This is a genomic window from Micromonospora sp. PLK6-60, assembly GCF_019890675.1.
Classification (GTDB): Bacteria; Actinomycetota; Actinomycetes; order Mycobacteriales; family Micromonosporaceae; genus Micromonospora.
The window spans coordinates 109,345-134,967 of sequence record NZ_JAIOAA010000011.1 but is presented as its reverse complement, the minus strand read 5'-3'; the positions used below and the strand labels follow the sequence as shown (position 1 = coordinate 134,967).

22 protein-coding genes are annotated in these 25,623 nt (G+C 73.0%); 9 read left to right on the top strand and 13 right to left on the bottom strand.

The annotated features are described in order from the left end of the window. The first annotated feature begins 3 nt into the window (after positions 1-3). Positions 4-1,287, top strand: coding sequence for a histidine kinase (locus K7640_RS20735; protein ID WP_222956531.1), 1,284 nt, complete (start codon positions 4-6; stop codon positions 1,285-1,287). Then, positions 1,284-1,910, top strand: coding sequence for a response regulator transcription factor (locus tag K7640_RS20730; RefSeq protein ID WP_222956530.1), 627 nt, complete (start codon positions 1,284-1,286; stop codon positions 1,908-1,910). Before K7640_RS20735 ends, K7640_RS20730 begins: the two co-directional genes overlap by 4 nt. A gap of 95 nt (positions 1,911-2,005) precedes the next feature. Here K7640_RS20730 and K7640_RS20725 read toward each other — a convergent pair whose 3' ends face one another. Beyond that, on the bottom strand, positions 2,006-3,160 hold the full coding sequence (locus K7640_RS20725) for an RNA polymerase sigma factor (RefSeq protein WP_222956529.1): 1,155 nt from the start codon (positions 3,158-3,160) through the stop codon (positions 2,006-2,008). Next, positions 3,157-3,564: a YciI family protein gene (locus tag K7640_RS20720; RefSeq protein ID WP_222956528.1), complete on the bottom strand. Its 408-nt coding sequence runs from the start codon at positions 3,562-3,564 to the stop codon at positions 3,157-3,159. The genes K7640_RS20725 and K7640_RS20720 overlap by 4 nt, the downstream gene beginning before the upstream one ends. 269 nt (positions 3,565-3,833) lie before the next feature. Here K7640_RS20720 and K7640_RS20715 point away from each other — a divergent pair, with 269 nt between their 5' ends. Both K7640_RS20715 and K7640_RS20710 read left to right on the top strand, forming a co-directional pair. Beyond that, positions 3,834-4,613 (top strand): hypothetical protein, encoded by a 780-nt coding sequence (locus K7640_RS20715; RefSeq protein WP_222956527.1) that lies wholly within the window; start codon positions 3,834-3,836, stop codon positions 4,611-4,613. A 156-nt stretch (positions 4,614-4,769) separates the two neighbouring features. After that, positions 4,770-7,187 carry a transglycosylase domain-containing protein gene (locus K7640_RS20710; RefSeq protein WP_222956526.1) on the top strand — a complete coding sequence of 806 codons (2,418 nt, stop codon included), beginning with the start codon at positions 4,770-4,772 and terminating at the stop codon, positions 7,185-7,187. A 44-nt stretch (positions 7,188-7,231) separates the two neighbouring features. Here the strand turns inward: K7640_RS20710 and K7640_RS20705 are convergent, their stop codons facing one another. The 5 genes from K7640_RS20705 to K7640_RS20685 form a co-directional block, all read right to left on the bottom strand. Next, positions 7,232-7,789 (bottom strand): hypothetical protein, encoded by a 558-nt coding sequence (locus K7640_RS20705; protein WP_222956525.1) that lies wholly within the window; start codon positions 7,787-7,789, stop codon positions 7,232-7,234. Positions 7,790-7,884: 95 nt separating this feature from the next. After that, positions 7,885-8,442: a dihydrofolate reductase family protein gene (locus K7640_RS20700; protein WP_222956524.1), complete on the bottom strand. Its 558-nt coding sequence runs from the start codon at positions 8,440-8,442 to the stop codon at positions 7,885-7,887. A gap of 38 nt (positions 8,443-8,480) precedes the next feature. Next, positions 8,481-9,026, bottom strand: a complete 546-nt coding sequence (locus K7640_RS20695; protein WP_222956523.1) for a hypothetical protein — start codon at positions 9,024-9,026, stop codon at positions 8,481-8,483. 46 nt (positions 9,027-9,072) lie between these two features. Next, a complete protein-coding gene (locus K7640_RS20690) occupies positions 9,073-9,366 on the bottom strand; it encodes a hypothetical protein (protein ID WP_222956522.1) in 294 nt (97 codons plus the stop codon). Positions 9,367-9,450: 84 nt separating this feature from the next. After that, entirely contained in the window at positions 9,451-9,858 is a 408-nt protein-coding gene (locus tag K7640_RS20685; protein WP_222956521.1) for a MarR family winged helix-turn-helix transcriptional regulator, read from the bottom strand. 87 nt (positions 9,859-9,945) lie between these two features. Between K7640_RS20685 and K7640_RS20680 the strand changes: the two genes are divergently transcribed. The 3 genes from K7640_RS20680 (at position 9,946) to K7640_RS20670 (ending at position 12,350) form a co-directional block, all read left to right on the top strand. Next, entirely contained in the window at positions 9,946-10,809 is an 864-nt protein-coding gene (locus tag K7640_RS20680; protein ID WP_222956520.1) for an NAD(P)H-binding protein, read from the top strand. A gap of 40 nt (positions 10,810-10,849) precedes the next feature. Then, entirely contained in the window at positions 10,850-11,866 is a 1,017-nt protein-coding gene (locus K7640_RS20675; RefSeq protein ID WP_222956519.1) for an LD-carboxypeptidase, read from the top strand. A 112-nt stretch (positions 11,867-11,978) separates the two neighbouring features. Beyond that, positions 11,979-12,350: a helix-turn-helix transcriptional regulator gene (locus tag K7640_RS20670; RefSeq protein ID WP_222956518.1), complete on the top strand. Its 372-nt coding sequence runs from the start codon at positions 11,979-11,981 to the stop codon at positions 12,348-12,350. Between the two features lie 29 nt (positions 12,351-12,379). On the opposite strand, the gene K7640_RS20665 is transcribed toward K7640_RS20670, so the two are convergent. Together K7640_RS20665 and K7640_RS20660 are read right to left on the bottom strand one after the other, a co-directional pair. Continuing rightward, on the bottom strand, positions 12,380-12,664 hold the full coding sequence (locus K7640_RS20665) for a DUF2277 domain-containing protein (protein ID WP_222956517.1): 285 nt from the start codon (positions 12,662-12,664) through the stop codon (positions 12,380-12,382). A 63-nt stretch (positions 12,665-12,727) separates the two neighbouring features. Continuing rightward, a complete protein-coding gene (locus K7640_RS20660) occupies positions 12,728-14,317 on the bottom strand; it encodes a glycosyltransferase 87 family protein (protein WP_222956516.1) in 1,590 nt (529 codons plus the stop codon). A gap of 90 nt (positions 14,318-14,407) precedes the next feature. On the opposite strand from K7640_RS20660, the gene K7640_RS20655 reads away from it, so the two are divergent. Then, positions 14,408-14,737, top strand: a complete 330-nt coding sequence (locus K7640_RS20655; protein ID WP_222956515.1) for a hypothetical protein — start codon at positions 14,408-14,410, stop codon at positions 14,735-14,737. 120 nt (positions 14,738-14,857) lie between these two features. Here the strand turns inward: K7640_RS20655 and K7640_RS20650 are convergent, their stop codons facing one another. From K7640_RS20650 to K7640_RS20635, 4 genes are read right to left on the bottom strand one after another with little or no spacing between them, the layout of a single operon-like run. Further along, positions 14,858-18,826, bottom strand: coding sequence for a ThuA domain-containing protein (locus tag K7640_RS20650; RefSeq protein WP_222956514.1), 3,969 nt, complete (start codon positions 18,824-18,826; stop codon positions 14,858-14,860). A 34-nt stretch (positions 18,827-18,860) separates the two neighbouring features. Then, positions 18,861-20,063, bottom strand: a complete 1,203-nt coding sequence (locus K7640_RS20645) for a multicopper oxidase domain-containing protein (protein WP_222956513.1) — start codon at positions 20,061-20,063, stop codon at positions 18,861-18,863. Further along, a complete protein-coding gene (locus K7640_RS20640) occupies positions 20,060-21,022 on the bottom strand; it encodes a sugar phosphate isomerase/epimerase (protein WP_222956512.1) in 963 nt (320 codons plus the stop codon). The genes K7640_RS20645 and K7640_RS20640 overlap by 4 nt, the downstream gene beginning before the upstream one ends. Positions 21,023-21,037: 15 nt before the next feature. Continuing rightward, positions 21,038-24,205: an OmpL47-type beta-barrel domain-containing protein gene (locus K7640_RS20635; protein WP_222956511.1), complete on the bottom strand. Its 3,168-nt coding sequence runs from the start codon at positions 24,203-24,205 to the stop codon at positions 21,038-21,040. Between the two features lie 539 nt (positions 24,206-24,744). Here K7640_RS20635 and K7640_RS20630 point away from each other — a divergent pair. Then, positions 24,745-25,614 carry an AraC family transcriptional regulator gene (locus tag K7640_RS20630; protein ID WP_222956510.1) on the top strand — a complete coding sequence of 290 codons (870 nt, stop codon included), beginning with the start codon at positions 24,745-24,747 and terminating at the stop codon, positions 25,612-25,614. Positions 25,615-25,623 lie beyond the last annotated feature (9 nt).

Here is a 25,623-nt window from a genome sequence, read left to right as displayed (position 1 = left end):
CGGGTGGGCTGGGTGGCGCGACTGTTCGACGCGCGGGACACGTTCGTCCGGATGCTGCTGCTGAACCTCAGCGGGCTCTGCTACCTGCTCGTCGGGGGCCAGGCGGACCGGTCGCCGACCACGGCCCAGTGGCTGCTGGCGGTGCCCGCGTTCGCGGCCGGGATGGCGCTGCACCGCCGGGCACGGGTCAACCTGGTCGTGCAGACCGCGCTGCTGGCGGTGGCGCTGCACACCCTCGACGACGTCACCATCAACCAGGTCGGCGCCAGCTGGGCGTTGCTGGAGCTGACCATGCGGGCGGGCCGGCTGCGCACCGTGTGGCTGGCCGCCGGCCTGCTGGCCGTGGTGGACCTGACCGACTCGATCGGCGACCCGCTGCGCCGGGCGCTGTCCGGGGTGTTCGGGCTGCTCGTCGAGGTGGGCGTGCCGCTGCTGCTCGGCCTGGTCATCCGCACCACCGGCGAGCTGACCCGGCAGGCGCAGGAGCGGGCGGCGGCCGAGCAGCGTCGGCGCGAGTCGGAGAGCCGGGCCGCCCGCGCCGACGAACGCAGCGCCATCGCCCGTGAACTGCACGACGTGCTCGCGCACCACGTGGCGTCCATGGTGCTGCGCGTCGGCGTGGCCCGGCACGTCCTACCCGACCTCGACCCACGGGTGAGCGAGGTCTTCGACGACGTGCACCGGACCGGGACCGACGCCCTGGCGGACCTGCGCCGGCTGGTCGCGGTGCTACGCGACCCCGACGGCGTACGCGGGGACGCGGCGTTGACCGCGATCGAGCCGTCCGCGCTGCCGGCCGCGCTCGGCGCGGCGGTCGACCGGGCCCGCCAGGCCGGGGTCACCGTGGAGGCGGAGATCGACCCGGCGGTCGGCGCGCTCGACGCGGTACGCGGCATGGCGGTGCTGCGGCTCACCCAGGAGGCGCTGACCAACGTGGCCAAGCACGCCGGCACGTCCGCCCGGGCCCGGCTGCTGGTGTCCGTGGTCGACGGCGCCGTGCACTGGGAGGTCAGCGACGACGGGCGGGGCCGGCGGCCAGCGACGGTGCCGGCCGGCGGCGGGCACGGCATCACCGGCATGCGGGAGCGCGTCGAGGTGCTCGGCGGCGCGCTGGAGGCGGGGCCGGTCGGGGCGGGCTGGCGGGTGCGTACCGTCCTGCCGGTCACCGAGACCGGGCCGGTGGTCGCCGCCGCGCCGCCGTCGCCCCGGCCGCCGCGGGGCACCCCGTCCGGACCGCCGCGCGGTGGCGGGCCGCCGGCCGGACCGTACGCGCCGGAGCCGGCATGATCCGGGTCCTGCTGGTCGACGACCAGCACCTCATCCGCGCCGGCCTGCGCATGCTCTGCGACGCCCAGCCCGACATCGAGGTCGTCGGCGAGGCCGACAACGGCCGCGAGGCGATCACCCTCGCGACGCGGCTGGTCCCCGACGTCGTCGTGATGGACCTGCGCATGCCCGGCGTCGACGGGATCACCGCGACCACCCGCATCCTCGCCGACCGGCCCGCCACCCGGGTGCTGGTGCTGACCACCTTCGGCGACGACGACCACCTCTATCCGGCGCTGACCGCCGGCGCCTGCGGCTTCCTGCTCAAGGACGCGCCCCCCACCGACCTGCTCGACGGCATCCGCCGGGCCGCGGTGGGCGACAGCCCGTTCAGCCAGGACGTGCTGCGCCGGCTGGTGCAGCGCGCGGTGCACGCCCGCCCGGAGGCGCCCCGGCCGGTCGAGGGGCTGACCGCGCGGGAGCAGGACGTGCTGGACCTGGTGGCCGAGGGACTGTCCAACACCGAGATCGCGGATCGGCTCCACATCGGGGTGACCACCGTCAAGACCCACATCACCAGCCTGATGGCCAAGACCGGCAGCCCCAACCGGGTACGCCTGGCGCTGTTCGCCCGCGACGCCTGACCCCGCGCTGTTCGCCCGCGGCGCCTGAGCTGTTCACCCGCGGCGCCTGAGCTCGCTGCGGGCGTTAACAGGGGGCCCCTCCTATACCGAATGCGTTAACAAGGGGCCCCGCCTTGCACCTGCCGCACCCGGGCGGCCTCCCGGGTGAGGTGGTCGCGCTCCGGCACGCTGGTGGCCGCGCGGGCGGCCTCGACGTACAGCTCGCCGGCGCGGTCGAGGTCACCGGCGCGTTCGTGCAGGTACGCGGTCACCGCCGCGTACCGGGGCAGGTCGGGGGACACGTCGGCCAGCGCCGCGAGGCCGGCCCGCGGCCCGTCCGCCTCGCCGACCGCCACCGCGCGGTTGAGCCGCACCACCGGACTGCCGGTGAGCTGGAGCAGTTCGTCGTACCACTCCACGATCTGCACCCAGTCCGTCTCGGCGGTGGTGCGGGCGTCGGCGTGCAGGGCGGCGATCGCGGCCTGCGCCTGGTACTCCCCCAGCCGGTCGCGGGCCAGCGCGGCCTGCAGGATGACCACGCCCTCGGCGATCAGGCCGGTGTCCCACCGCGACCGGTCCTGGTCGCGCAGCGGCACCAGGCGACCCTGCGGGCCGGTACGCGACGCGCGGCGGGCGTGGTGCAGCAGCATCAGCGCGAGCAACCCGGCGACCTCGGGCTCGGCGGTCAGGGCGACGAGTTGCCGGGTGAGGCGGATCGCCTCGGCGGCCAGGTCGACGTCCCCGCCGTATCCCTCGTTGAAGACGAGGTAGAGCACCCGCAGCACGGTGCCGAGGTCACCGGCCTGGTCGAGGGGCAGCCCGGTGATCCGCCGCTTGGCGCGGCTGATCCGCTGCGCCATGGTCGCCTCGGGGACCAGGTACGCCGCCGCGATCTGCCGGGTGGTCAGGCCACCGACCGCGCGCAGGGTCAGGGCGACGGCCGAGGCCGGCGGCAGGGTCGGGTGCGCGCACAGGAAATAGAGCCGCAGCGTGTCGTCCGTGGCGGGCGCCGGACCGGCGGGCGGCTCGACCTGGACGGCGACCTCCCGCCCGCGTCGGGACGTCTCGGCCCGGGCGGCGTCGAGGAATTTGCGCCAGGCGACTGCGACGAGCCACCCCTTCGGTTCGCGGGGCGGGTCGTCCGGCCAGGTCTCCAGCGCCCGGATCAGGGCCTCCTGCACGGCGTCCTCGGCCGACGCGAAGTCAGCTCCGCGTCGGACGAGGACCCCGATCACCGCGGGCACGAGTTCCCGCAGCAGCGACTCGTTCACCCGGCCACCGTGGGCGCCTCGGTGAGGAACGGCCGCACCTCGAGCCACTCCTGGATCGGTTTGCCGCCGGCACCGGGAGCGGCGGACAGTTCCCCGGCCAGTTGCACCGCGCGGTCCCAGGACGCCACGTCGATGACGAACCAGCCGGCGATGAGGTCCTTGGTCTCGGCGAACGGGCCATCGGTCACCGGCGGTCGCCCCGCGCCGTCGTACCGCACGAACGTGCCCTCGGGCGCGAGTGCCTGGCCGTCGACGAACTCGCCCGACTCCTGGAGGCGGTCGGCGAAGTCACGCATGTACCGCATGTGCGCGTCGACCTCCGCCGGGGTCCACCGGTCCATCGTCGTCCAGCCCTCGACCGGCGCCGGGCCGCCGCGGTAGTGCTTCAGCAGCAGGTACCTCATGTCGTTCTCCCTCTCGGCACGGCCCGTGGTGGCCGCTCGTGCCCCTGGGACGGAGCCGGCGTCCCGTTCTCGACATCCGCGGGGCGGCTACCGGTGGAACTGCTCGAACATACTGACCGACGGCCCGCGCCGCGTGCGGGTCAACGGCCGGGCCGGGATTTCAGTACGATCGCGCAGGCGTACCCGGACAGACCTGTCCCCCGTCGGTTGCCGGGCCCGACTGTCGACGCACCTCGACCGCACCGCCGACCCACCTCGGGAGCACCCTCATGAGCAGTCCGTATCCGGGGCCGCAGCCGCCGTACCAGCCGGGCGAACCAACGGCGCCGCAGCAGCCGTTCCCGCCGGCCGCCGAGCAGCAGCCGGCATATCCGGGGCAGCCGTACCCGGGGCAGGCGCCGTACCCCCACCAGCAGCAGCCGGGTTACCCGCAGCAGCCCGGCCAGCAGGGCTACCCGGCGCCGGCCACGGGCCAGCCGCCGTACCCGGGCCAGGCCCAGTATCCGGGCCAGCCGCCGTACCCGGGCCAGCCGCCGTATCCGGGGGCTGCGGAGCAGGCCGGCCAGTATCCGCCGGCGCCGGGCCCGTGGGGCTACGACGGGCAGCCGCCCGCGTCGGGTGCGGGCCGCAAGCCGGTGCTCCTCGCGGCCGCCGGCGTGGTGGCCGCGCTGGTGCTCGGGGTCGGCGGCTGGGCCGTCTATGACGGCTTCGTCAAGGAGGACTCCGGCGTCGCCGCCTGCAAGGAGATGGCGGCGAACGCCGACCGGGCCGATCGGGGCGAACCGAGCCCGGCCGGCGAGGACCAGCTCAGCAAGGAAACGTACGACGAGATGCGGGCCAAGTTCGCGGATTCGAGGTACGACGACATCCGTACGCACGGCACCGGCGCGGTGGACGTGGCCTGGCGGATCTCCCAGCTGGACAAGACGCAGCGCGACAGCCTCGACCAGGCGATGACGTACGTCACGCAGCTGACCGAGCACCTGAAGGGGCTCAAGGACGCCTGCGCGGCGCAGGGCGTCGACCTGAAGATCAACACTGGTCGCTGACCGCGCCCCGGCCGGCACCGGATTACGTTTGCGCAGGTGGGAGCGGTAAGGTCGGCAACCCCGGCCCGGCCGGTAACGGGCGGGGTGGGCAGGCGCGACCAGGCTCACCGCACCCGTCCACGATTCGGCGAGCCGAGCTAGGGGTACCGGGTGCGGGTGTCTGATACCGGTAACTACGACGACGGCGGCAGATACGGACCCGCTGGTCCGGGCGGCTACGCCGCGCCCCGCCGTGGCCACGACGCCGGCCGGCCGGCCGCCCCGGCGCCGAAGGCGCGCCGCCGGCGGCGGTGGCCGATCATCCTGGCGGTCCTCGCCCTGCTCGCCGGCATCGGGCTGATCGGCGGCACCTACTACGTCGACAGCGTGCCCACCCCCACCGACCTGAAACTGCCCGAGTCGACCACCGTCTACTACGCCGACGGCAAGACGCCGATGGCGACGCTCGGTGCGGAGAACCGGACGATCGTGCCGTACGCGGAGATGAACGACACCGCCAAGCAGGCGATCGTGGCCGCCGAGGACCGCAGCTTCTGGAAGAACCCGGGCATCGACTTCGCCGGTGTGCTCCGCGCCGCCTGGTCGAACGTCACCGGCGGGCAGCGGCAGGGCGCGTCGACCATCACCCAGCAGTACGCCCGGGTGGCCGCCGACCTCAAGGGCGTCACCTACTCGCGGAAGCTGCGCGAGGCGGTCGTCGCCTGGAAGCTCGACGACACGTATTCCAAGGAGGAGATCCTCGGCTTCTACCTGAACACCGTGCCGTTCGGGCGGGGCGCGTACGGCATCGAGGCCGCCGCCCAGGCGTACTTCGGCAAGACCGTGCGCAAGGACGCGCCCGCCGCCCGGCAGCTCACCGTGTCCGAGGCGATGATGCTGTGCGCGATGGTCAAGCAGCCCGAGGCGAACCCGGACGACCCCGAGGGGCAGCCCGGTTACGACCCGGCGCGCGGCCCGAAGGCCAAGCAGAACTCGATGGAACGCTGGTCGTACATCCGCGACGGCATGGTGAAGCTGGGCTACCTCGACCCGCAGCAGGCGGCGGACCTGGCGTACCCGGACTCGGTGAAGCCGATCGACCGCAAGGGGCGGCAGTCCAACACCAACCGGCCCACCGGCCTGGTGGTCAAGCACGTGCTCAGCGAGTTGCGGCAGACCGAGCCGTTCAAGGACAAGACGTCCGACTACATCCGCAACGGCGGCTTCAAGATCGTCACCACCATCGACAAGCGGGTGCAGGACGCGGCGGAGAACGCCGCCGACATCCGCCGCGACACCGCCCCCGAGCAGGTACGCGGGCAGCCGAAGAACTGGCAGGCCGCGCTGGTGTCGGTCGAGCCGGGCACCGGCCGGGTGCTCGGCTACTACGGCGGCAACGACGGCGAGGGCGCCGACTACGCCGGCTGGTACTACGACGAGGAGGGCCAGCCGGTCGGCTTCGGCCAGCACCCGCCGGGGTCGTCGTTCAAGGTGTACGACCTGGCCGCCGCCGTACGGGACAAGATCTCGGTCAAGAAGCACTTCGACGCGCCCGACACCAAGGAGTTCCCCTCGTCGGGGCGGACCAAGAGCAGCCCGGCTGGCCCGATCCGCAACGCGGAGAAGGCCGACTGCCAGCCCGACTGCGCGCTGTGGGAGGCCACCGTCCACTCGCTCAACGTCACCTACTTCGAGCTGACCGAGCTGCTCGGCGTGGACAAGGTGATCGACATGGCCACCCGGGCGGGCGTCGAGTCGATGTGGGAGAACGCCGCGGGCGAGAGCAAGCCGCAGCGGGTGGACCTGCGTGGCAAGAGCGGCGCCGACGTCGCCGGCAAGTTCTCCACCGAGGTCGGCCTCGGCCAGTACGGCATCACCGTGCAGGACCACGCCAACGGGATGGCCACCTTCGCGGCCGGCGGCAAGCGCGCCGAGGCGCACTTCGTCCGGATGGTCGCCAAGGGCGACGACCGCCTCTACGAGGAGAAGCTGACCCAGACCGACGTCGGCCTGGACGACGAGGCGACCGCCCAGCTCAACTGGACGCTGCGGCAGGTCAGGGCGGCCAAGCTCGACAACGGCTGGGACTCCGCCGGCAAGACCGGCACCTGGCAGTCCGGGCAGAGCCTGACCGAGAACGCGCACACCTGGATGGTCGGCTGGACGGGCGCGCTGTCGGCCGCCGTGTGGCTGGGCACCACCGACGGCAAGCCGCTGCGGACCACCGACGGCAACAACAACGTGTTCGGCTCCGCCGGGGCCGCGCCGATCTGGCGGCAGTTCCTGACCTCGGCCACCGCGGCGATGAAGCTCAACCCGGACAAGTACCGGTTCGCCGAGCCGAAGTTCCCCGACGACGCCCCGGCGACCAGCGCGCCGGCCCCGCGGCCGAGCACCGCCCGGCCGGAGCCGACCACGCCGGAGCCGACCAGGCCGACGCCGAGCACGCCGTCGGCGACCCCGAGCCGGGTGTCGCCGTCGCCGCGGACGACCAGCCCCTCCCCCACCGGCAGGCCGAACCCGCGGCCGAGCCGTACCTCGTCGCCGAGCCCGTCGGTGACGGTGGAGCCGACCCGGCTGCCGTTGCCGGGCTGACCGGACCCGGCCGGCCCGCCGCCGCAGGCGGGCCGGCCTGGCGGTCAGCCGCGCGGGCAGATCTGAATGCCCGTTTCCAGCCAGCTACTGCCGATCAGCGCGACCGGATGGCCGACCTCCCGCACTCGGCGGTCCGCCGTCTGCACCGAGAAGCGCAGCGTCAACGGGGTCGGTTCGAATTGCGTCGCGCAGTCGAACTCCATCCGGACGCGGATCCAGCCGGTGCCGGCGGAACGGATGGTCACGCTGTGCTTGTCGTCGGCGAGCAGGAGGCCGTCCCGCTGCGCCCGCACCGAGCGGACGGTGACCGGCTCCGGCCCGGCGTTGACCACCATCAGGTGCCCCGCCACCCAGGCATTGCCGCCGGCGGACCCGCCGGTCTCGGTCGCTCCAGTGGGCGTGGCCACCAGCGCGACGACGCTGTCGCGGGCCCGCTGGTCGCGGTGGTCGCGCAGCACGCTGACCCCGACGCCGCCGACGAGCAGGCCGACGACCAGCGCGGCGAGGACGCGTACGGTGCCCCCGGCTCCGCCGGCCCGCCGGCTGTCGGGTCGGGCGGGCTCCTGGGTGTCGAGGTCGATCACGGGTGGCTCCACCGGCATGCGCCAACCCTAGGGCGCGTTTCGGATGGGCGTGGGCCGGGTGAGGTCACCTCGGTCCAGGCCCACCGAGCAATGACGCGATGGGTTCCGATGCCTCAGCGCGCGCGGCGGTAGTGCATGGCCACCGCGCCGTTGCGCAGCGGCGCCGCCGAGAGCAGCTCGAGCCGGCGCGTGCCGGGCAGCCCGCCCTGGTACAGCGTCGGGCCGTGGCCGGCGATCCTGGGATGGACGAGCAGCCGGTACTCGTCGATCAGGTCCAGCCGGTCGAGCTCGTTCGCCAGCCTGCCGCTCCCGAGGAGGACCCCGGCCGGGGTCGCGTCCTTGAGCTTCTGCACGCCCTCGCGCAGATCGCCGGCGATGTGGTGGCTGTTGGTCCACGGGAAGTCCGTGCGCGTCGACGACACCACGTACTTGGGTTTGGCCTCCAGCTTGACCGCCCACTCGCGCATGGCCGGCGGCGCCTCCTCGTCGCCGCGGGCGACGGCCGGCCAGTAGCTCTCCATCATCTCGTAGGTGACGCGACCCCACAGCATCGCCCCGCTCTCGTCCATGAGACGGGTGAACAAGGCGTGCGTCTCGTCGTCGGCGATCCCCTCCTGGTGGTCGACGCACCCGTCCAGGGTGAGGTTGAGGCTGAAGGTGAGGCGTCCCATGGCCGGCGAGTCTAACGGCACTTGGCGCACCCGAGCCGCTACCGTGACCCGCCCGGGTGCCGCCCCGCACCCGGTCCCCGCCGCCACCGGCGCTCCCGCAGCCGCCGCGCGAACCGCAGCCACTCGGCCGCCACGACCACCGAGCCCGACGCCGAGATCACCGCACCGATGAGCAGCAACGGCCATCGCCAGATCGGGGCCGCCGCGTCCCGGACCACACCCGGGTCCCGGGGGTCGTACCGGACCAGGATCACCTCGCCGGGCTCCGGGGGGCCCGCGGGGTCCTCCATCAGCGCCTCGGTCCCGGTCGGGCCGCTGACGAAGACGATGTTGGCGGTCACCCCCCGCCCCTCGTTGACCCGCACCACCCGGGCCTCCGCGAGGCGGCCCCGGTTCTCCAGGGCGAGGCCGTCGCGCACCTCCCAACCGAGGACGAACAGGAACGCCGACGTCAGCAGCGCGGTGAACGCCAGCCACAGCCCGGCGGTGAGCGCGGTCTCGCCGTCGCCCCGTACCCAGCCCAGCACGACCCGCTCGAACCGGGACGGTCCGGCCGGGCCCGCCGGTCCCGCCGCGTCAGCCATCAGCCACCGCTCCCGCCGGGCAGAGAGGGCCGGCCACCGGCAACGATCATCGCGTACGGCGGGCCGCCAGCACCACACCGAGCGGCTGGTCAGGCACCTTGCGCCAGGACTTCGGACGCCGGCCCCGCAGCCGGTCCTCGACGGCCTCGACGGTCAGCGGATCGGGTGCCCCGGTGAGCGTGGTGAGGTCCAGCCGCTCCTGGTGCCGGTTCGCCCGGTGCGGGAACCGCTTGTTACGGCGAATGCCGCGGCGCGAACTCTTGTCGTTCGCGCCGTAGCTGTTCCGGCGGTCCCGGGCATAGCTGAGCGCCTTCTTCTCCTGCGGCGAACGTCGCCTCACCGACCACCCCGTCGACTCGATCCGGCGTCCCCGGCACCGTAGCCAACCAGGGGTGCGGCTGTCACCAGCAATAGCCGGCAGCGGCTACGCCAGCACCTTCGCCAGCAGCGCGGCGAGCTGGTGTCGCTCCGGTTGGGTCAGCCGGCCGAGCCGGTCGGACGGGAAGTCGAAGGCCCGCCGGACGGCGTCGCGCACGCGCTGCCCCGCCGGGGTGATCGACACCCGCTTGATCCGCCGGTCGGCCGGGTCGGGCACGCGGGCCACCAGGCCGCGGGCCTCCAGCCGGGAGACGAGCTGGGTGACGTTCGAGGCGTCGCACAGCAGCTCGCCGGCCAGCTCCCCCATCGAGCAGCCGTCTGCGGTCAGGTGTTCGAGCAGGCAGGCCTGGGCGGCGCTCAACGACACCGTCTGCGCGGCCCGCCCGTACGCGGCGTCGTACGCGAACACGAGGTCCGACACCTGCTGGTCAAGGCCCTCCGTCACCTCGGTCATGCCGAGAGATTACTTGACCCACTCAGGCATCCGTGTTTAGGTGGGTCGAGAAACTTTAGCCACTAAAGGAAAAGGGAGTGGTACGACGTGACGCGTCCGCACTCGGCCGGAGACGGCATCACCCGCGTGCTGGTGACCGGGGTCCGCGGCAAGACCGGCGCACCGCTGGCGCGACTGCTCGTCGCCCGGGGCGTCGAGGTCCTCGGCGGCAGCAGCGACCCGGCCACGGTCCGCATCGACGGGGTCCGCCCGACCGCCTTCTCCTGGGACGACCCGTCCGGCTGGCCGGCCGCGACCGAGGGCGTGGACGCCGTGTACGTCGTCCGGCCGGATCGCGCGGACGCGCCGGAGCTGATCGGCGCGCTGCTCACCGAGACGTCGCCGCGGACCCGGGTCGTCCTGCTGTCCGAGCAGGATGCCGACTACATGGGGCCCGACGGTTGGGCGCCGCGCGCCGAGCGGGCGGTCCGGGACAGCGGGCGCGCCTGGACGATCCTGCGGCCGAGCTGGTTCATGCAGGTCTTCACCGACCCGCGCTTCTATCGCGACCAGATCGCCGGCGGCGGGAAGCTGGAATTCCCCGGCGGCGGGGAGCGGCTGGCCTGGATCGACGCCCGGGACATCGCGGCCGTGGCCGAACGGGCGCTGCTCGACGAGGGGCACGCCGGCCAGGCGTACGAGATCACCGGCCCGGAGGCCCTCTCGCTGCCGCGCACCGCCGAGCTGCTCTCCGCCGCGATCGGCCACCCCCTGGCCCACCGGGAGGTCACCGTCGACGAGGCCGTGGCCGGGACCACGGGCTTCGAGCGGGAACTCTTCGTGCTGACGTTCGAGCGGGTGCACGCCGGCAGCTTCGCGACGGTGACCGACACCGTCGAGCGGGTGACCGGGCGGCCGGCCCGGACGATGCGGGACTTCCTGGCCGACCAGGGCGCCGTGCTGGCCCGGTAACCGGGTGGCGCGGTGTGGCGGGTGTGGGGACACTACGGCGGTGACCGCCGCCCCGCCCCACCCGCTGCGGCCCCGCGCCCTGCGGCCCGGTGATCTCGTCGTCGTCGCGTCGCTGTCCGGGCCACTCGACGCCGCCTACGAGCCCGACCTCGGGCAGGCGGTTCAGGTGCTGGAGCGGATGGGATTCCGGGTGCGCCGGGCACCGCTGCTCCAAGCCGGCCGGCGCCGCTGGTGGAGCGCGGCCACGCCGGCGGAGATCGCCGGGGAGCTCAATGCGCTGCTGCGTGACCCCGAGGTCCGCGCCGTCATCGCCCATGACGGCGGCCAGACGGCGCTGGGCTACCTCGACCTGATCGACGTCGCGGCGGTCGCCGCCGACCCCAAGCCGATCCTCGGCTACAGCGACATCTCGCTGCTGCATCTGGTGCTCTACGCCCGCACGGGCCTGGTCGGGTTCCACGCCGACCTGGCCACCCCCGGGCTCGGCGGGGCGTGGCAGCGCGCGCCCGCGGCCCGCCGGGCGGAACTGGAGCGGCTCTACTCGGCGCTGTTGACCGGTACGGAGCCGATCGGTGCGCTGCCCGCCAGCGGGGCATGGGAGTGCTGGCGGGCCGGTCGCGCCGAGGGCCGGCTGATCGGCGGGGTGATCAACCGCATCGTGCTGGCGCAGGCGACGCGGTACGCGCTGCCGCTGGACCGGTTCGACGGCGCGGTGCTGTTCTGGGAGGAGATGGGCGGGCAGGCCGCGTACGTGTGGAGCTACCTGCACGTGCTGCGGCACGCCGGCATCCTCGACCGGATCGCCGGCATGGTGGTCGGCGTCCCGCACGCGATCGACGGGCTCGGCGCCGGCGCGTCCCCGACCCTGGCCGAGATCGTCCTCGACGTCCTCGGCGACCGCGACATCCCGGTGCTGGGCAACGTCGAGTTCGGACACGCCGGCCCGAACCTGCCGATGCAGGTCGGCATCCGCGTCGGCCTCGACGCGCAGCGGCGGACGTTGGCGCTGCTCGAAGCGGCGGTACGGCCGCCCGCCACCACGCCAGCGGCCGGCTGAGCCGGCGGGGCGCCGCCGTCGCCCGTTCCCGAATATTCCTCACAGTCGGTATGGCGATCCTCATCGGGCCAGTGTCCGGTTCGACCGCTCCGTCGATGCGATTGGTGCAACTATGGAAGGCGTGGGAACTGCCAGAACTGACATGCCTTCGATCTCGCCGCTGACCGGCGAGCCGATCAAACGCGCCGATGCCGAACGGCTCGCCGGGGTCCTGAAGGCCCTCGCCGACCCGGCCCGCCTGCGGCTGCTCAGCCTCATCCAGTCCGCCCCGCAGGGCGAGGCGTCCGTCAGCGACGTCACCGCCCCGCTCGGGCTGTCCCAGCCGACGGTCAGTCATCACCTCCGGATCCTCACCGAGGCCGGCCTGCTCGAACGCGAGAAGCGCGGCGTCTGGGCGTACTACCGGGTGGTGCCGTCCGCGATCGGGGCCATCGCCGACCTGTTGACCCCGCCCCGCAAACGGGCCACCAAGCGGACCCGCTGACGGCCGCGCCTCGGGCTCGTCGTCGCCGATCAGCCCGAGGCCGGTCGCACGCCGTACCGTTCGGCCGCGCGGGCCTTGGCCTTCGCGGCCTCCACCTCGCGGTCCCGGGGCGGCGCCTTCGTCACCAGGCGCTCCAGCAGGGTCCGGGTGGCCGCCGTGACGGCGCGGACCGCCTCGTCGAACGCCTCCTCGTTGGCCGCGGACGGTCGGGTCGCCCCGCTGACCTTGCGGACGTACTGGATCGCGGCCGCCTCGATCTCGTCGTCGGTGGCGGGCGGTGCGAAGTTGTGGAGCACGCGGATGTTCCTGCACATGCCTCCACCATGCCAGGCCCGGGCCGCGCCGGGAACCGTCCCGCGCGCCGGCGCACCGGCCGGTCAGGAGAAGGCCGCGGCGAGTTCGTCGTCGTAGCTGGCGATCGGGCGGCCGTCCGGGGCGTAGGCGACGAGCCGGCCGTGGGTCATGGTCGCCGACCGGAACGAGAAGGTACGGCTGCCCGGGTACGCGGCCAGCAGCGGGATGGCCCGGGGCGCGCCGCCCGGCGCGGAGTAGTACGCCAACCGGGCGACCTGCGGGGCGACCACCCCGTTGACGCGTACCTTGGTCTTCTCGGTGCGGGTGCCGAAGGTGACCGGCGCGCCGGTGCCGTAGGCGGCGCACTCGGCCGCGCCCCGGCAGACGAAGAAGTACCGGGGATTCGCCACGTCCGCCAGGTCGTACGCCTTGAAGGTGGGGTCGGCCCCGGCGGGCAGCGGCTGCACGGCGAAGAACGCCAGCGCCGCCGCGGCCGCGACGCCCACCCGTAGCCCGGCGCGGCGGCGGCCCGGCCGGCCGGCGGCCCGGGTCGCGGCGACCGCGACCCCGCCGAAACCGGCGAGGCAGAGCAGGCAGACGCCGAGTGCGCGGGCGTTCTCGAACAGGAACTGCACCCCGGGCCGGCCGGACACCGGGCCCAGCACCGCGCCCAGCGACACGACCATGCTGACCAGCAGGGCGCCGCCGGCCACCCGCCGGGTGGCGCCGGACGCGCCGATCAGCAGCATCGCCGCGAGCACCGGCCACACCTGGTGGTGGGTCCAGGACACCGGGGACGCGGCCACGGTGGCGCAGCCGACGAGCACCGCGGCGTGCCCGGGGCGGTCGTGCGCGGCCAGCTGCCGGGCGCGCAGCAGCGCCACCGCGCAGACGACCGCGACCAGCCCGGCCCAGATCGGGGGCAGCGCCGCGTCGTCGACGCCCACCCGCAGCAGCATCCCGTGCACCGACTGGTTGCCCAGCGACGCCAGGTCACCGATGCGGGAGGTCTCCAGCACGGTGCCGGACCAGTAGGTCCAGCTCGCCCGGGGCAGCACCACGGCGGCGAGCGCCGCGCAGGCGGCGAAGGCGGCCACCGCGCGGGCGGCGTCGCGGTAGCGGCCGGCGACGAGGAAGTACGCGACGAACAGCAGCGGGGTCAGCTTGATCGCGGCGGCGACCCCGACCAGCACGCCGCGCAGCCGGGCCGGGACCAGGCCCATCCCGTCGAGCAGCGCCAGCAGCAGGATGAAGATGCTGACCTGACCGAAGCGCAGGTTGCTCTGCACCGGCGCGGAGACCATCAGCACCGCCGCCACGGCCGCGACGGCGCGCCGCCGCCGCTCTCCCGCGGGGGCCAGCACCGCGCCGACCGGCACGGCCACCGCGACCACCGCCGCGCAGGTCGACACCAGCCAGATCGCCTGGACCATCCCCTCGGGCACGAGGGTCATCGGCCATAGCACGAGGGCCGCGAAGGGCGGGTAGGTGAACGGGCCGCCGTTGTCCGCCACGTACGTGTAGAGCGGGTGCCCGGCGCGCAGGTGCGCCAGTGCGCCGTAGTAGATGTGCAGGTCGGACAGCCGGTCCGGACGGCGCAGCACGAGCAGCACCGACCCGAGGGCGGCCAGGGTGAACCCGGCCCACAGCAGCAGCACCCGGCGATCCCGCATGGGCCCGAGCATAGGGAACCGGCGGGCGGGTGGTGACCCCTGCCGTCAGGGCAACTTGACGTCAGGAGATCCTGACGGCAGAGTGTGGTCATGACTCCCGACAGCCTCGAACGCGAGCACACCCTCCTCACCGCCGTCGCCCGCTACGACGAGCTGCGCACCCGGGACGCCCTCGCCCCGGCCGGTGTTGACGACGAGCCCTACCCGGCCGAGGCCGCCCCGCTGACCCGCGAGGAGGCGCTGGAGCTGTTGGCGCTCGGCGAGCTGATCGCCCGCAAGGCCGGCTACGGCCGACAGCTCGCGGTCCGCAGCGCCCGCGCCACCGGCGCCTCCTGGTCGCAGATCGGCGGGGCGCTGGGCACCAGCAAGCAGTCCGCGTGGGAGGCGCACACCCGCTGGATCGAGGAACAGGCCGCCTGACGCCGAGGCGCCGGGCGCGGGAAACCCCGCACCCGGCGCCGCCGGTGTCGCTGGTGTCGCTGGTGTTAAGAAGGGGCCCCTGCTCTACCGGAGGCGTTAACAGGGGGCCCTTCCTTGCACTTACAGCTGGCGGACGCGGACGTCGCGGAACTCGATCAGGTCGTTGGTGCCGTGGTTCTGCAACCCGATGAACCCGCTGAGGAACTGGCGCAGGTCGGTCGGCGGGTCACCGGCCCGCGACGACGCCTTGCCCGGCGTGTTGTCGAACTCGTTGATCACCACGCCGTTGCGGATGATCGTGTAGTGCTGCCCGACGACCCGGACCTCGTAGTCGTTCCACTGCCCCTTCGGCGTCGGTCGGGCCTGCGCCAGGCCGACCGGGTCGAAGTTGTAGACGGAACCGGTCTTCTGCGGCTCGCCGGTCGGGCCGTCGTAGATCTGAATCTCGTGGCCGCAGTAGATCGCCACCCAGGCCGGTGAGCCGGCGGCCGAGCCGGTCCGGCCGCACTCGGGTCGCTGGTCGACCGGGGTCCGCGGGTCCGGGAACCGGGTGAACACGCCGGTGTTGGCATACGTGCCCGCCGGCGAGACGTCCCGGAACTTCACCCGCACCGAGAAGTCGCCGAACTCCCGGCCCGCGTACCAGAGCATGCCCAGGCCGCCGGAGCTGCGGATCGAGCCGTCCCCGCGCAGGTTGAACAGCCCACTGGGCGCCTGCCGCCAGTCCGCCAGGGACTTCGCGGTCCCGTCGAAGATGCTCTGGTAGCCGGCGGTCGTGCCGACCTCGGACTGCCGGGCCGCGCGGATGAGCAGGTTGCCGTCGCGGGTGTCGAGCACCCCGTCGGCGCGCAGCTCCGCCACCACGTCCTGCACGTGCGCGACGAACATGTTGTGGCTGGTCCAGCCCCGCTCGTCGTCGATCAGGTCGTTGACGGTGCACCCGCCGCCGACCGCGTAGTTGGCCACCTGGGTGTCGGTGTCCAGGATGCGGACGGTGGAGCGGGTGTCCGGCGCGACGCAGCCGACGTCGATCGGCAGCACCGTGGTGGCCACCTCGCCGTTGGCGTAGGTCACCTTCAGGGTGGCCTGGTAGGTGCCGTAGTCGGCGTACCGGTGGGTGGGGTTGGCCTCGGTGGAGGTGGCGCTGCCGTCACCGAAGTTCCACTCCCAGGCCACCCCGCCGGCCCGGGCCCCGGAGAAGAGCACGGTCTTCGGCTCGCTCTGCGCGGCGGCCCGTACCCCGGCGTCGGCAGGGTTGGGGGTGGCCGGACCACCGGTGTAGGCGACCCGGATCAGCTTCTGGTTCCCGTGCAGGCTGAAGAACCCACCGGCGTAGTCCAGCAGGTACAGCGCCCCGTCCGGGCCGAACTTGGCGTCCATCCAGGACTGGAGCTGGTCGCCGCCGTTGCCGCCGCGGATGATGGCGCGCAGGTCCTCGGCGAAGGCCGGCCGGCCCTGCTTCGGCACGTTCTTCGGGTCGACGGTCACCGCGATCCGGTTGTTGGCGTTGGACTGGTCACCGATGAACCACTTGTTGTCCCAGTACTCCGGCCAGGCCACGCCGCTGGTGGTGTCGACCTGCTCGCGCTGGTAGGTGGGGCCGTCCATGATGGCCTGGCCGCCGCCCTTGAGGTACGGCTCGGTGAACGTCTCGTCGCCCAGCTCGTACGTCGGCAGGCCACTGCCGTCGGCCCGCTTCGGGTAGACCGGCCCGCCGCCCTGCGGCGAGTACCAGATCATGTTGTCCCGGGCCGGCGGGATGTCCACCAGGCCGGTGTTGCGCGGCGAGGTGTTCTTCAGGTTGTCGCAGTCGTACCAGCCGGTGAGCACCTTGGCGTCGGTGTTGCTGCGGTCCCGGTAGGGCTGCCGGTTGCCCATGCAGTACGGCCAGCCCTGGTTGCCCGCCGAGGTGATGATGGTGGCGGTGTCGTACTTCGCCGGCCCCAGCTCGGGGTCGGGGGCGCCGGCGTCCGGGCCGACCCAGGCCGCGGTGAGCCACTTGTTCACCGGGTCCCAGGCGATGCGCGAGATGTTGCGCACGCCCATTACGTAGATCTCCCGGCGGGTCTTGCCGCCGCCCTCCTCCTGGCCGGTGAACAGGTTCCCCTCGGGGATGGTGTACGTCCCGTCGGCCTCCGGGTGGATCCGCAGGATCTTGCCGTTGAGGTCGTTGGTGTTGCCCGAGGTGCGCCGGGCGTCCTGGAACGAGACGCCCTGGTACGCCTCGGTCCAGTTGTTGCCGGAGTAGCCGTCGGAGCCGCCGGAGGAGTTGCTGTCCCCGCTGCCGATGTAGAGGTTGCCCTTGTCGTCGAAGGTCATCCCGCCACCGGCGTGGCAGCAGCTGTGGATCTGGGTGTCCCAGTGCAGCAGGTCCTTGCGGGTGGACTGGTCGATGGTCTTCGCCGCCCGGTCGTAGGTGAACCGGGACACGGTCCGCTGACCGATCCGCCGCTCGCGGTCGATCGACTCGTGCGGCATCCAGTAGACGTAGATCCAGCCGTTGTCGGCGAACTTCGGGTCCAGGGTGATGCCGACCAGGCCCTCCTCGTTCTTCACCAGCTCGCTGCCGCTGCCCCGGTTGCCCATCACCTTCAGCGTGGTGAGCAGCTTGACCTGCTTGTTCTTCGGGTCCCACTGGTGGATGGTGCCGCAGCCGAGACCGACGTTCGGGTCGTCCCAGCTGACCACCGGCCCGCTCGGGCAGGCGGCCTTGCCGATGTAGAAGACCGTGCCGTCCTCGGCCACGGTCAGCCCGTGCGGCTCACCGATCTGGTCGAGCTGGCCCGGCTGGTTCGCCGCGGTGAGCCGCTCGATGCGGTAGTTCGCGGCGATGGTCGCCTGGCAGTCGCCGCGCACCATGCCGGTGGCCCACTTGATCGCGCCGGCCAGGTGGCCCTGGAACCGGGTGTCGTCGGTCCAGCTCTCCGGGGTGCGGCCCATGCCGGTGTAGAACGACCGGCCGCCGTCGTAGTCCTGGCACCAGGAGATCGGGTGGAACGCCCCGTTGCCGCTCAGGCCCGGGTTGTAGCTGCCCTCCTCGACCTGTGCGACGGTGTGCACCTTCCCGACCGGGCTCGGGTCCCAGTTGATCCACTGGTCGGACCGGGTCCAGGTCAGCGGCAGGCCCTTGTTGGCCGGGTGCTGCCGGTCGGTGAGGTCGACGACCGCCTCCTGCACCGTGCTGTCCGGCGACGGGCCGGCGTCCGGGCCGATCAGCCACAGCTCGGCGAGCTGGATCAGCGGCTCCCCGCTGTTGGCCGTGATGTCCAGCCGGTAGTGCTGGTAGGCGGTGGTGTTGGTGAACGAGTACTGCTTGGTCTGGAACCGCTGCGGGAACGTCTCGCCGGTGCGGCGGTCCAGGTCGACCCAGGTGCTGCCGTCGACCGAGCCCTGCAGCTTCCAGTCCTTCGGGTCCCGGCCGGGGAAGTCGTTGGCCGAGGTCAGCGCGTACCGGGAGACCACCACCGGCTTGGCCAGCGTGGCGGTGAGCCAGCCGGTCGGGGTGCGGGCCAACCACTTGCTGCTGGTCGAGCCGTCGACCGCCTTGGCGGCGGTCTCGTTCGGCGGGTTCTCGCCGCTCGCGGTGGCCGAGACCACCTTCTCCGCGTTCGGCAGGCTCGCCGCCGGCCGGCTGCCGAGCAGGCCGGTGAACCAGGCCGAGTCCGGCTGGGCGCGCGCCGCGTCGTGCACGCCCACGAACCCGCCGCCACCCTTGACGTACGCCTGGAAGGCGGCCTCCTGGGCGTCGTCGAGGGTGATGCCGTTGGCGGACAGGAAGACCACGCCCCGGTACTGGGCCAGGTTGTCGAAGGTGAACACGCTCGGGTCGGTGGCCACGTCGACGGTGAAGCCGTGCTGCCGGCCCAGCTTCTTGATCGCGGTGGTGGCCGGGCCCACCGGGTCGTCCTGCTTGCCGGCCCGGCCGTGGAAGACCAGCACCTTCACCGGCGCCGGGGTGGCCAGGGCGGCCTGGGTCGCGGTCTGGGTGACGGCCGTGGCCTGGGCGGGCACGGCCAGCAGGCCGAGCGCCAGCAGGGCGCTGCCGGCCAGGGCGGCGAACCGCCGGGGTAAATGGCGTCTGTCGGCCATCTCGACTCCTTTTCAGGTTGAGGCGGACCTGAGCTCAGTTGTGCTGGTGGGTGGCGGCGCCGGCCGGGGCCGGGGCGGCGGCGGCCGGGGCGGCGGAGTGGTCGTGCTCCCCGCCCGGCGGCATGTTTCCGTTCTCGTCCAGGACGTGCAGCATCGTGTACATGCCGGCGTCGGAGTGGAACTGCATGTGGCAGTGCACCATCCAGTGACCCGGGCCGACCGAGTCGCCGGCGACGATCTGCACACCGAACGAGTCACCCGGGCCGAGGGTCTTGTTGTCGATGGTCGGCACCTGGTCGGTCTGGGCGTCGGTGCCGGTCACCGCCCCGGTGCGGGTGTCCGCCCAGGAGTGCCCGTGCACGTGGAAGGTGTGCATGTCGTTGCCGATGCCGACCACGATGAACTCGACCCGCTCCCCCTTCTTCGCCACCAGGCAGCTGGGCCCCGGCTGCGGGTTGTCGCGGTCACAGGTGTCGGCCGCCGCGCCCCGGCGCAGGTTGATGCTCTGCCGGTCACCGAAGACCGTGGTGTAGGTGCGGTCCGGGCGCGGGTCGCCCGGGCGGCGTACCACCAGGCCGCCGAAGAGGCCGGCGCCGAGGCCCTGGGTGCCGTGCGGGCCACCCACCACGTGGTCGTGGTACCACCAGTAGCCGGCCGTGCCGGGCGTGCCCTTCTCCTTGTCGCGCTTCTTGGCGTACCAGGTGTAGGTGCGCGACTGGCCGGGCGGGACGTACGAGAAGCTCTGCGTGGTGCCGTCGGAGAGCTGGGTGTACTTCACGCCGTGCACGTGCAGCGAGACGCCCAGCGGGTGGGTCGGGTCGGTGCGCAGCTTCTCCAGGGTCGCGGCGGGCACCTGGTTGTACAGCGTGATGGCCAGGCACTCCCCCTCGGTCATCTCCATCGTCGGGCCCGGGTAGGAGGCCGTCTCCGGGGTGAGGCCGTAGCCGAGCCGCACCTGGGTGCCGTCGGGCGGCAGTTCCACCGCGTACAGCTTGATGGTGCGGTCCGGGCGGACGCAGCCCTCGGGCCGTTCGGGCAGCGCGACGGCGACGTCGTCGGCGGCGGCGAGCCCGCCCGCGCCGACCAGGGTGAGCAGCGCGAGCGCGACGACGGTGACCAGCCGTCGGGCGCCGGGGCGGCGCCTGGGCGCGCGGGCCGGCGGGCGGTCGCCGCCGGCGGCGGTCGCCGGGCCCGCGCCGGGCTCCGGGTCGTCCTCGATCAAACGCCAGGCGCTCACGCGGGCCTCCGCAGGTCGCTCATCCGCCCGTAGCTGCGCGCGGCGGCGCCGAGCGAGCCGGGTGGGTTGGGTTGGGCGTTGGGCGCGCTGTCCTGTTCCCACAGGTACGCGAACCGGTTGCGGTTCTTCAGCGCCAGGAAGAAGTCGGTGTACGGGATGAAGCCGGCGCCGAACTCGACGTCCAGGTAGGAGTTGCCCTGCTGCGGGTCGGGCAGCGGGATGCCGTCCTTGACGTGGAACATCGGGTACCGGTTCGGGTGGGCGTTGACGTAGTCCACCGGGCGGAAGCCGGGATACTTGCGGGCCCCGCCGTACGCCCACAGCAGGTCCATCTCCAGGTACACGAACCGCGGGTCGGTCAGCTCCAGGAACAGGTCGTACAGCCGCACGTCCGGCCGGTCGGTGGCGAAGCTGAACTCGATGGTGTGGTTGTGCTGATAGAGCTTGAGGCCGCGGGCGGTGGCGGCCGCGCCCCAGGCGTTGAACTCGGCCGCCGCCTTCTGGTAGCCGGCGACGGTGCGGTCGCCGGTGGGCGCCTCGGCGGTGCCGATGGCCCGCATGCCGAGGATCTCGGCGATGTCCAGCTCCCGCTCCAGGTTGGTGCGGAAGTCGTTCAGGCCGCGGTGGCTGCCGATCGCGGTCAGGCCGTTGTCGTCGAGCAGCCGCCGGAGCTGCTGCGGGGTGATCGCGCCGACGTCGCCCTGGGTGTAGCCGGCGAACTCCACCTCCCGGAAACCGATCCGGGACAGCTCACTGAGGACGTACGCGAACCCGAATTTGTTGATCTTGTCCCGGACACTGTAGAGCTGGATACCCATGTTGGCCTTGGGGATCAGCCGGGGTCGGGTGTCGGCCGCGGTGGCCGGGCCGGCCCCGGTGAGGCTGGCCGCGCCGACGGCGACGGTGGAACCGGCGATGCCGGCCAGCAGCGCCCGGCGGTCGATCTGTTGCTTTGCCATGGTGTTCCCTTCGCGTCAGTTGCCGGGGTCGGCCGCGTACGGGGTCAGCGGGGCGACCCGTATGTTGCGGAAGCTGATGACGTCGCCGGTGCCGTGGTTCTGCAGGCCGAGGTAGCCGCTGGGGCTCTGCCGGCCGGCGCCGCCCGGGTCGTCGGCGCGCGGCGGGTCGAAGACCGCGTCCGGGGTGTTGACGTAGTCGTTGATCAGCTCGCCGTTGCGGAAGATCGACCAGTGCTGCCCGACCACCCGGATCTCGTAGTCGTTCCAGGTGCCCTTGGGGGTGACCCGCGCGCCGGCCAGATCGACCCGGTCGAAGCCGTACACCGAGCCGGTCTTGTAGGCGTCGCCGTCGGTCCGGTCGTTGATCTGCAGCTCGTGGCCGTACTTGACGGCCACCCACTCCGGCCGGGACTCGTCGGGGTGGTCGTGGACCTGCGGGAAGCGGGCCAGGACGCCGCTGTTGGCGCGGCCGTCACCGGGCGCGTCGTCGCGCCACTGCAACTTCAGCGAGAAGTCCTGGTACGCCTGCTTCGGGAACCAGAGCATGCCCATCCCCGGGACGGCCTTGCTGGTGATCGACCCGTCGGCGTTGCGGGCGAAGCCGCCCGGGCCGACCTGCTCCCACTGGGCGAACGAGGCGGCGCTGGAGTCGAGCAGCGGCTGGTAGCCGCTCTTCGCCTCCGGCTTGCCGACCGCCGAGTCGCGGGCGGCGGCGACCAGGGCGGTGCGCTCCTTCTGGGTGATCAGGCGGAACTCGCGCAGGTGGTCGGCGATCACCTTGACGTAGTCGACGAACTCGGCATGGTTGAGCCAGGTCCGCGGGCCGTCGAAGAAGTTGTTGATCGTGCAGTCGTCCTGGACCGGCCGGTTGGTGACGCCGCTGTCGGTGGTGCCGAACCAGACGGTCGGCCGGGTGTCGGGCACCCGGCAGTTCAGCCCGCTGGACACCACGGTGAAGGTCAGCGAGCCGGTGCCGGAGGTGTTGCCGGCCTTGTCGGTGGCCCGGAAGCTCAGCGTGTGCTCGCCGGGCTGGTCGACGGCGAACGGCCGCAGGTAGCGGACGAAGTCGCCGTCGAGGGCGTACTCGATCTTCTCGACGCCGGAGCCGGTGTCCGCGGCGGCCAGCGTCACGGTGGCGCTGCCGAGGTAGCTGCCGCTGACACCGACCTGGCCGGCCACCGACGCGGTGACGATGGGCGCGGTGGTGTCGTCGGACGGGGGCGCGACCACGGTGAACGACACGCTCTTGGCCGCCGAGGTGTTGCCCGCCTTGTCGGTGGCCCGGTAGCTCACCGTGTGCGCGCCGGGCTGGTTCACCGTCACCGGCGCGGTGTAGATGGCGTAGGGCTGCCCGTCGAGGGAGTACTCGATCCGGTCGACGCCCGAGTCGGCGTCGGTGGCCGTGACCATCACCGAGACGCTGCCGACGAAGGCGCCGTCGGCGTTCTTCTGTCCGTGCAGCATGGCCGACGTGGTCGGCGCCGTGGTGTCCTGGGCCGGCGGCGCGACGACGGTGAAGGTCACCGACTGCGGGGTGGAGGTGTTGCCCGCCTTGTCCGTGGCCCGGTACGTCAGCGTGTGCGCACCCACCGCGGTCACGCTCACCGGCGCCGCGTAGGTCGCGTACTGCGCCCCGTCCAGGGCGTACTCGATCCGGTCCACCCCCGACTCGGTGTCCGTCGCCGACAGCGTCACCGTCGCCGCACCCAGGTACGCCCCGGCACCGTCGCGCTGACCGGTCACCGCCGCCGACGCCGTCGGCGCCGTGGTGTCCCCCGCCGGCGGCTGCGCCACCGTGAACGACACCGACTTGACCTCCGACGTGTTCCCCGCCTTGTCCGTGGCCCGGTAACTCACCGTGTGCTCACCCGGCTGGTTCACCGCCAGCGGCGCCGTGTAGGTGGCATAGGGCTGCCCGTCGAGGGAGGTCTCGATCGTGTCGACGCCGGAGCCACCGTCGGCGGCGGTGACGGTGACGGTGGCGGTGCCGACGTACGCGCCGTCGGCGTTCTTCTCGCCGGTGACCTCGGCCGAGGTGCTGGGCGGGGTGGTGTCGTCGGCCGGGGGCGCGACGACCGTGAAGCTGACCGACTGCGGGGTGGAGGTGTTGCCCGCCTTGTCCGTGGCCCGGTACGTCAGCGTGTGCGCACCCACCGCGGTCACGCTCACCGGCGCCGCGTAGGTCGCGTACTCCGCCCCGTCCAGGGCGTACTCGATCCGGTCCACCCCCGACTCGGTGTCCGTCGCCGACAGCGTCACCGTCGCACCACCCAGGTACGCCCCGTCGCCGTCCCGCTGACCGGTCACCGCCGCCGACGCCGTCGGCGCCGTGGTGTCCCCCGCCGGCGGCTGCGCCACCGTGAACGACACCGACTTGACCTCCGACGTGTTCCCCGCCTTGTCCGTGGCCCGGTAACTCACCGTGTGCTCACCCGGCTGGTTCACCGTCACCGGGGTGGTGTAGGTGCCGTAGGCGCCGCCGTCCAGCGCGTACTCGACCTTGTCGACGCCGGAGCCCTCGTCGGTCGCCGACAGCGCCACCGTGGCCGCGCCGACGTACTCGCCGTCGGCGTTCTTCTCGCCGGTGACCTCGGCCGACACGGTGGGGGCCGTAGTGTCCGACCCGCCGCCGGTGACGACCAGGAGGCCGTTCATCGTGCCGTGGCCGGGGATCGCGCAGAAGTACCGGTAGGTGCCGGGGCTCAACACCACGTCGACGGACCACCGGCCACCGTTGGCGTCGTACGGGTCGGCGAGGATGTTCACGTCGACGTCGCTGTTGTACGCCGGGTCGCCGGTCTCGAAGGTCAGGGTGTGCTGCATGCCGCTGGTGTTGCCGGTGGCCGCGCTGTTCTCGAACACGATGGTCGCCGGCCCCGCGACGGCGGTCGCCGGCGCCGAGAGATAGGCGATCTCGTTCCCGGCGGTCCAGGTGAGCACCTGCGCCTGGAGTTGCCGCTCGGAGGTGGTCGCCGCGCCGCGGTCCGGGCCTCGGTCCGGTTTCACGGCCGGACGGGCGGCCGCCGGCTTCACGGCCGGACGGGCGGCCGGCTCCACGGCCGGACGGGCGGCGGCCGGCGCGGCGGTGAGCACGGTGGCGGCGAGCGTCAGCAGGGCGGTGGTGAGCGCGACGAACGGTCGCCGGCGCGCCGGTGGCCGCACGGGTGGTGAGTAGCCGTTCATGGGGGTCCTTTCGCGGTCCGATGGGCAGGCATCGGCGCAGCGTGCAGCGCCACGTCGGGCGTGGTGGATGGACGGAGCGGGGGTGGGCGTGCGCGTGCCCTCCTGCGCGCACGGGTCAGCGGCCGTGGGGTGAGGCGCCACGGACGTCGGTGAGGCGGTGCGGGGGGTCGATCCGGTGGTGGGTCGGCAGCTCGTCGCCGGGTGCGCGGCCCGGTGCCGGCCGACGACGGCCCGGGACGGATGCGCAGCCCCCCGGGAATGCCGCGGCTGAAAGCTACCTACGCTGCGGTCTCATCGCGGTGAAACATATCGACAGATCCCGACCCTACTGACTTGCCGAGAGCGTGTCCAGACCTTTCGTTGGTCGCAGTTGGACTTTCCTCGGAGAAGACAAAAGTAGGCTCGGTTGATCGGGAAGATGGGAGGTCGTGCCCGGCGCGCCGACGGTCGGACACCCCGCGCGCATGATCGGATCGGGCCACGATGATCGGGCCCGGCCGGGGTGTCCTCGGCCAGAGTTGACGGCGGAGGGAGGCCCCGTGATCTCGGCACTCAACCGGCTCGTCGACGCCGTCGAGGAGCACCTCGGCGCGGACATCGACGTCCACGCGGTGGCCCGGCTGGCCGGCACCACCGAATACCACCTGCGCCGGATGTTCTCGTCGCTGGCCGGCATGCCGCTGTCGGAGTACGTGCGCCGGCGCCGGATGACCGTCGCCGCCGCCGACGTCGTCCGCGGCGGGGACGACCTGCTGAGCATCGCCGTCCGGTACGGCTACGGCTCGACCGAGGCGTTCGGCCGGGCGTTCCGGGCCGTGCACGGCGCCGGCCCCGCCGACGTACGCCGGGACGGCGGCCCCCTTCGCACACAACCACAGCTCAGGTTCCGCCTGACCGTCGAAGGGAGCATCCCCATGGACACCCGCATCGTCGAACGCCCCGCGTTCCGGCTCGTCGGACACGCCGCCCGGGTGCCGCTGATCCACCGGGGCGTCAACCCGCACATCCAGCGGCACGTCGCCGCGCTGCCCCCGGAGGAGCACGTCCGGCTCAAGGCGCTCAGCGACACCGAGCCGGCGGGCCTGTTGCAGGTCAGCGACGACGTCGATCCCGACGCCGCCGAGGGCAGCGAGCTGACCTACCTGCACGGGGTCGCGCTGTCCCACGGCACGCCGGCCCCGGACGACCTCGACACCATCGAGGTGCCGGCCGGCACCTGGGCGGCCTTCCGCACCAGCGGGGCGTACCCGCAGGCGCTGCAGACGACCTGGGCCGCGACCGCGACCGACTGGTTCCCGGCCAACCCGTGGCGGCTGCGGCCGGGGCCGGCGATCGTCGCGGTGCTCGACCGGGCGGACGACTTCAGCACCGCCACCACCGAGCTGTGGCTGCCCGTCGAACCCGCGTGATCCCGCGCG

What these genes read in the sequence shown, in the direction of transcription:
- K7640_RS20665 (WP_222956517.1), bottom strand. Translation starts at nt 12,664, where the DNA reads ATGTGCAGGAACATCCGCGTGCTCCACAACTTCGCACCGCCCGCCACC.
- K7640_RS20655 (WP_222956515.1), top strand. Translation starts at nt 14,408, where the DNA reads ATGACTCCCGACAGCCTCGAACGCGAGCACACCCTCCTCACCGCCGTC.
- K7640_RS20635 (WP_222956511.1), bottom strand. Translation starts at nt 24,205, where the DNA reads ATGAACGGCTACTCACCACCCGTGCGGCCACCGGCGCGCCGGCGACCG.
- K7640_RS20695 (WP_222956523.1), bottom strand. Translation starts at nt 9,026, where the DNA reads ATGGCTGACGCGGCGGGACCGGCGGGCCCGGCCGGACCGTCCCGGTTC.
- K7640_RS20660 (WP_222956516.1), bottom strand. Translation starts at nt 14,317, where the DNA reads ATGCGGGATCGCCGGGTGCTGCTGCTGTGGGCCGGGTTCACCCTGGCC.
- K7640_RS20685 (WP_222956521.1), bottom strand. Translation starts at nt 9,858, where the DNA reads ATGACCGAGGTGACGGAGGGCCTTGACCAGCAGGTGTCGGACCTCGTG.
- K7640_RS20700 (WP_222956524.1), bottom strand. Translation starts at nt 8,442, where the DNA reads ATGGGACGCCTCACCTTCAGCCTCAACCTCACCCTGGACGGGTGCGTC.
- K7640_RS20670 (WP_222956518.1), top strand. Translation starts at nt 11,979, where the DNA reads ATGGAAGGCGTGGGAACTGCCAGAACTGACATGCCTTCGATCTCGCCG.
- K7640_RS20715 (WP_222956527.1), top strand. Translation starts at nt 3,834, where the DNA reads ATGAGCAGTCCGTATCCGGGGCCGCAGCCGCCGTACCAGCCGGGCGAA.
- K7640_RS20730 (WP_222956530.1), top strand. Translation starts at nt 1,284, where the DNA reads ATGATCCGGGTCCTGCTGGTCGACGACCAGCACCTCATCCGCGCCGGC.
- K7640_RS20640 (WP_222956512.1), bottom strand. Translation starts at nt 21,022, where the DNA reads ATGGCAAAGCAACAGATCGACCGCCGGGCGCTGCTGGCCGGCATCGCC.
- K7640_RS20705 (WP_222956525.1), bottom strand. Translation starts at nt 7,789, where the DNA reads ATGCCGGTGGAGCCACCCGTGATCGACCTCGACACCCAGGAGCCCGCC.
- K7640_RS20650 (WP_222956514.1), bottom strand. Translation starts at nt 18,826, where the DNA reads ATGGCCGACAGACGCCATTTACCCCGGCGGTTCGCCGCCCTGGCCGGC.
- K7640_RS20720 (WP_222956528.1), bottom strand. Translation starts at nt 3,564, where the DNA reads ATGAGGTACCTGCTGCTGAAGCACTACCGCGGCGGCCCGGCGCCGGTC.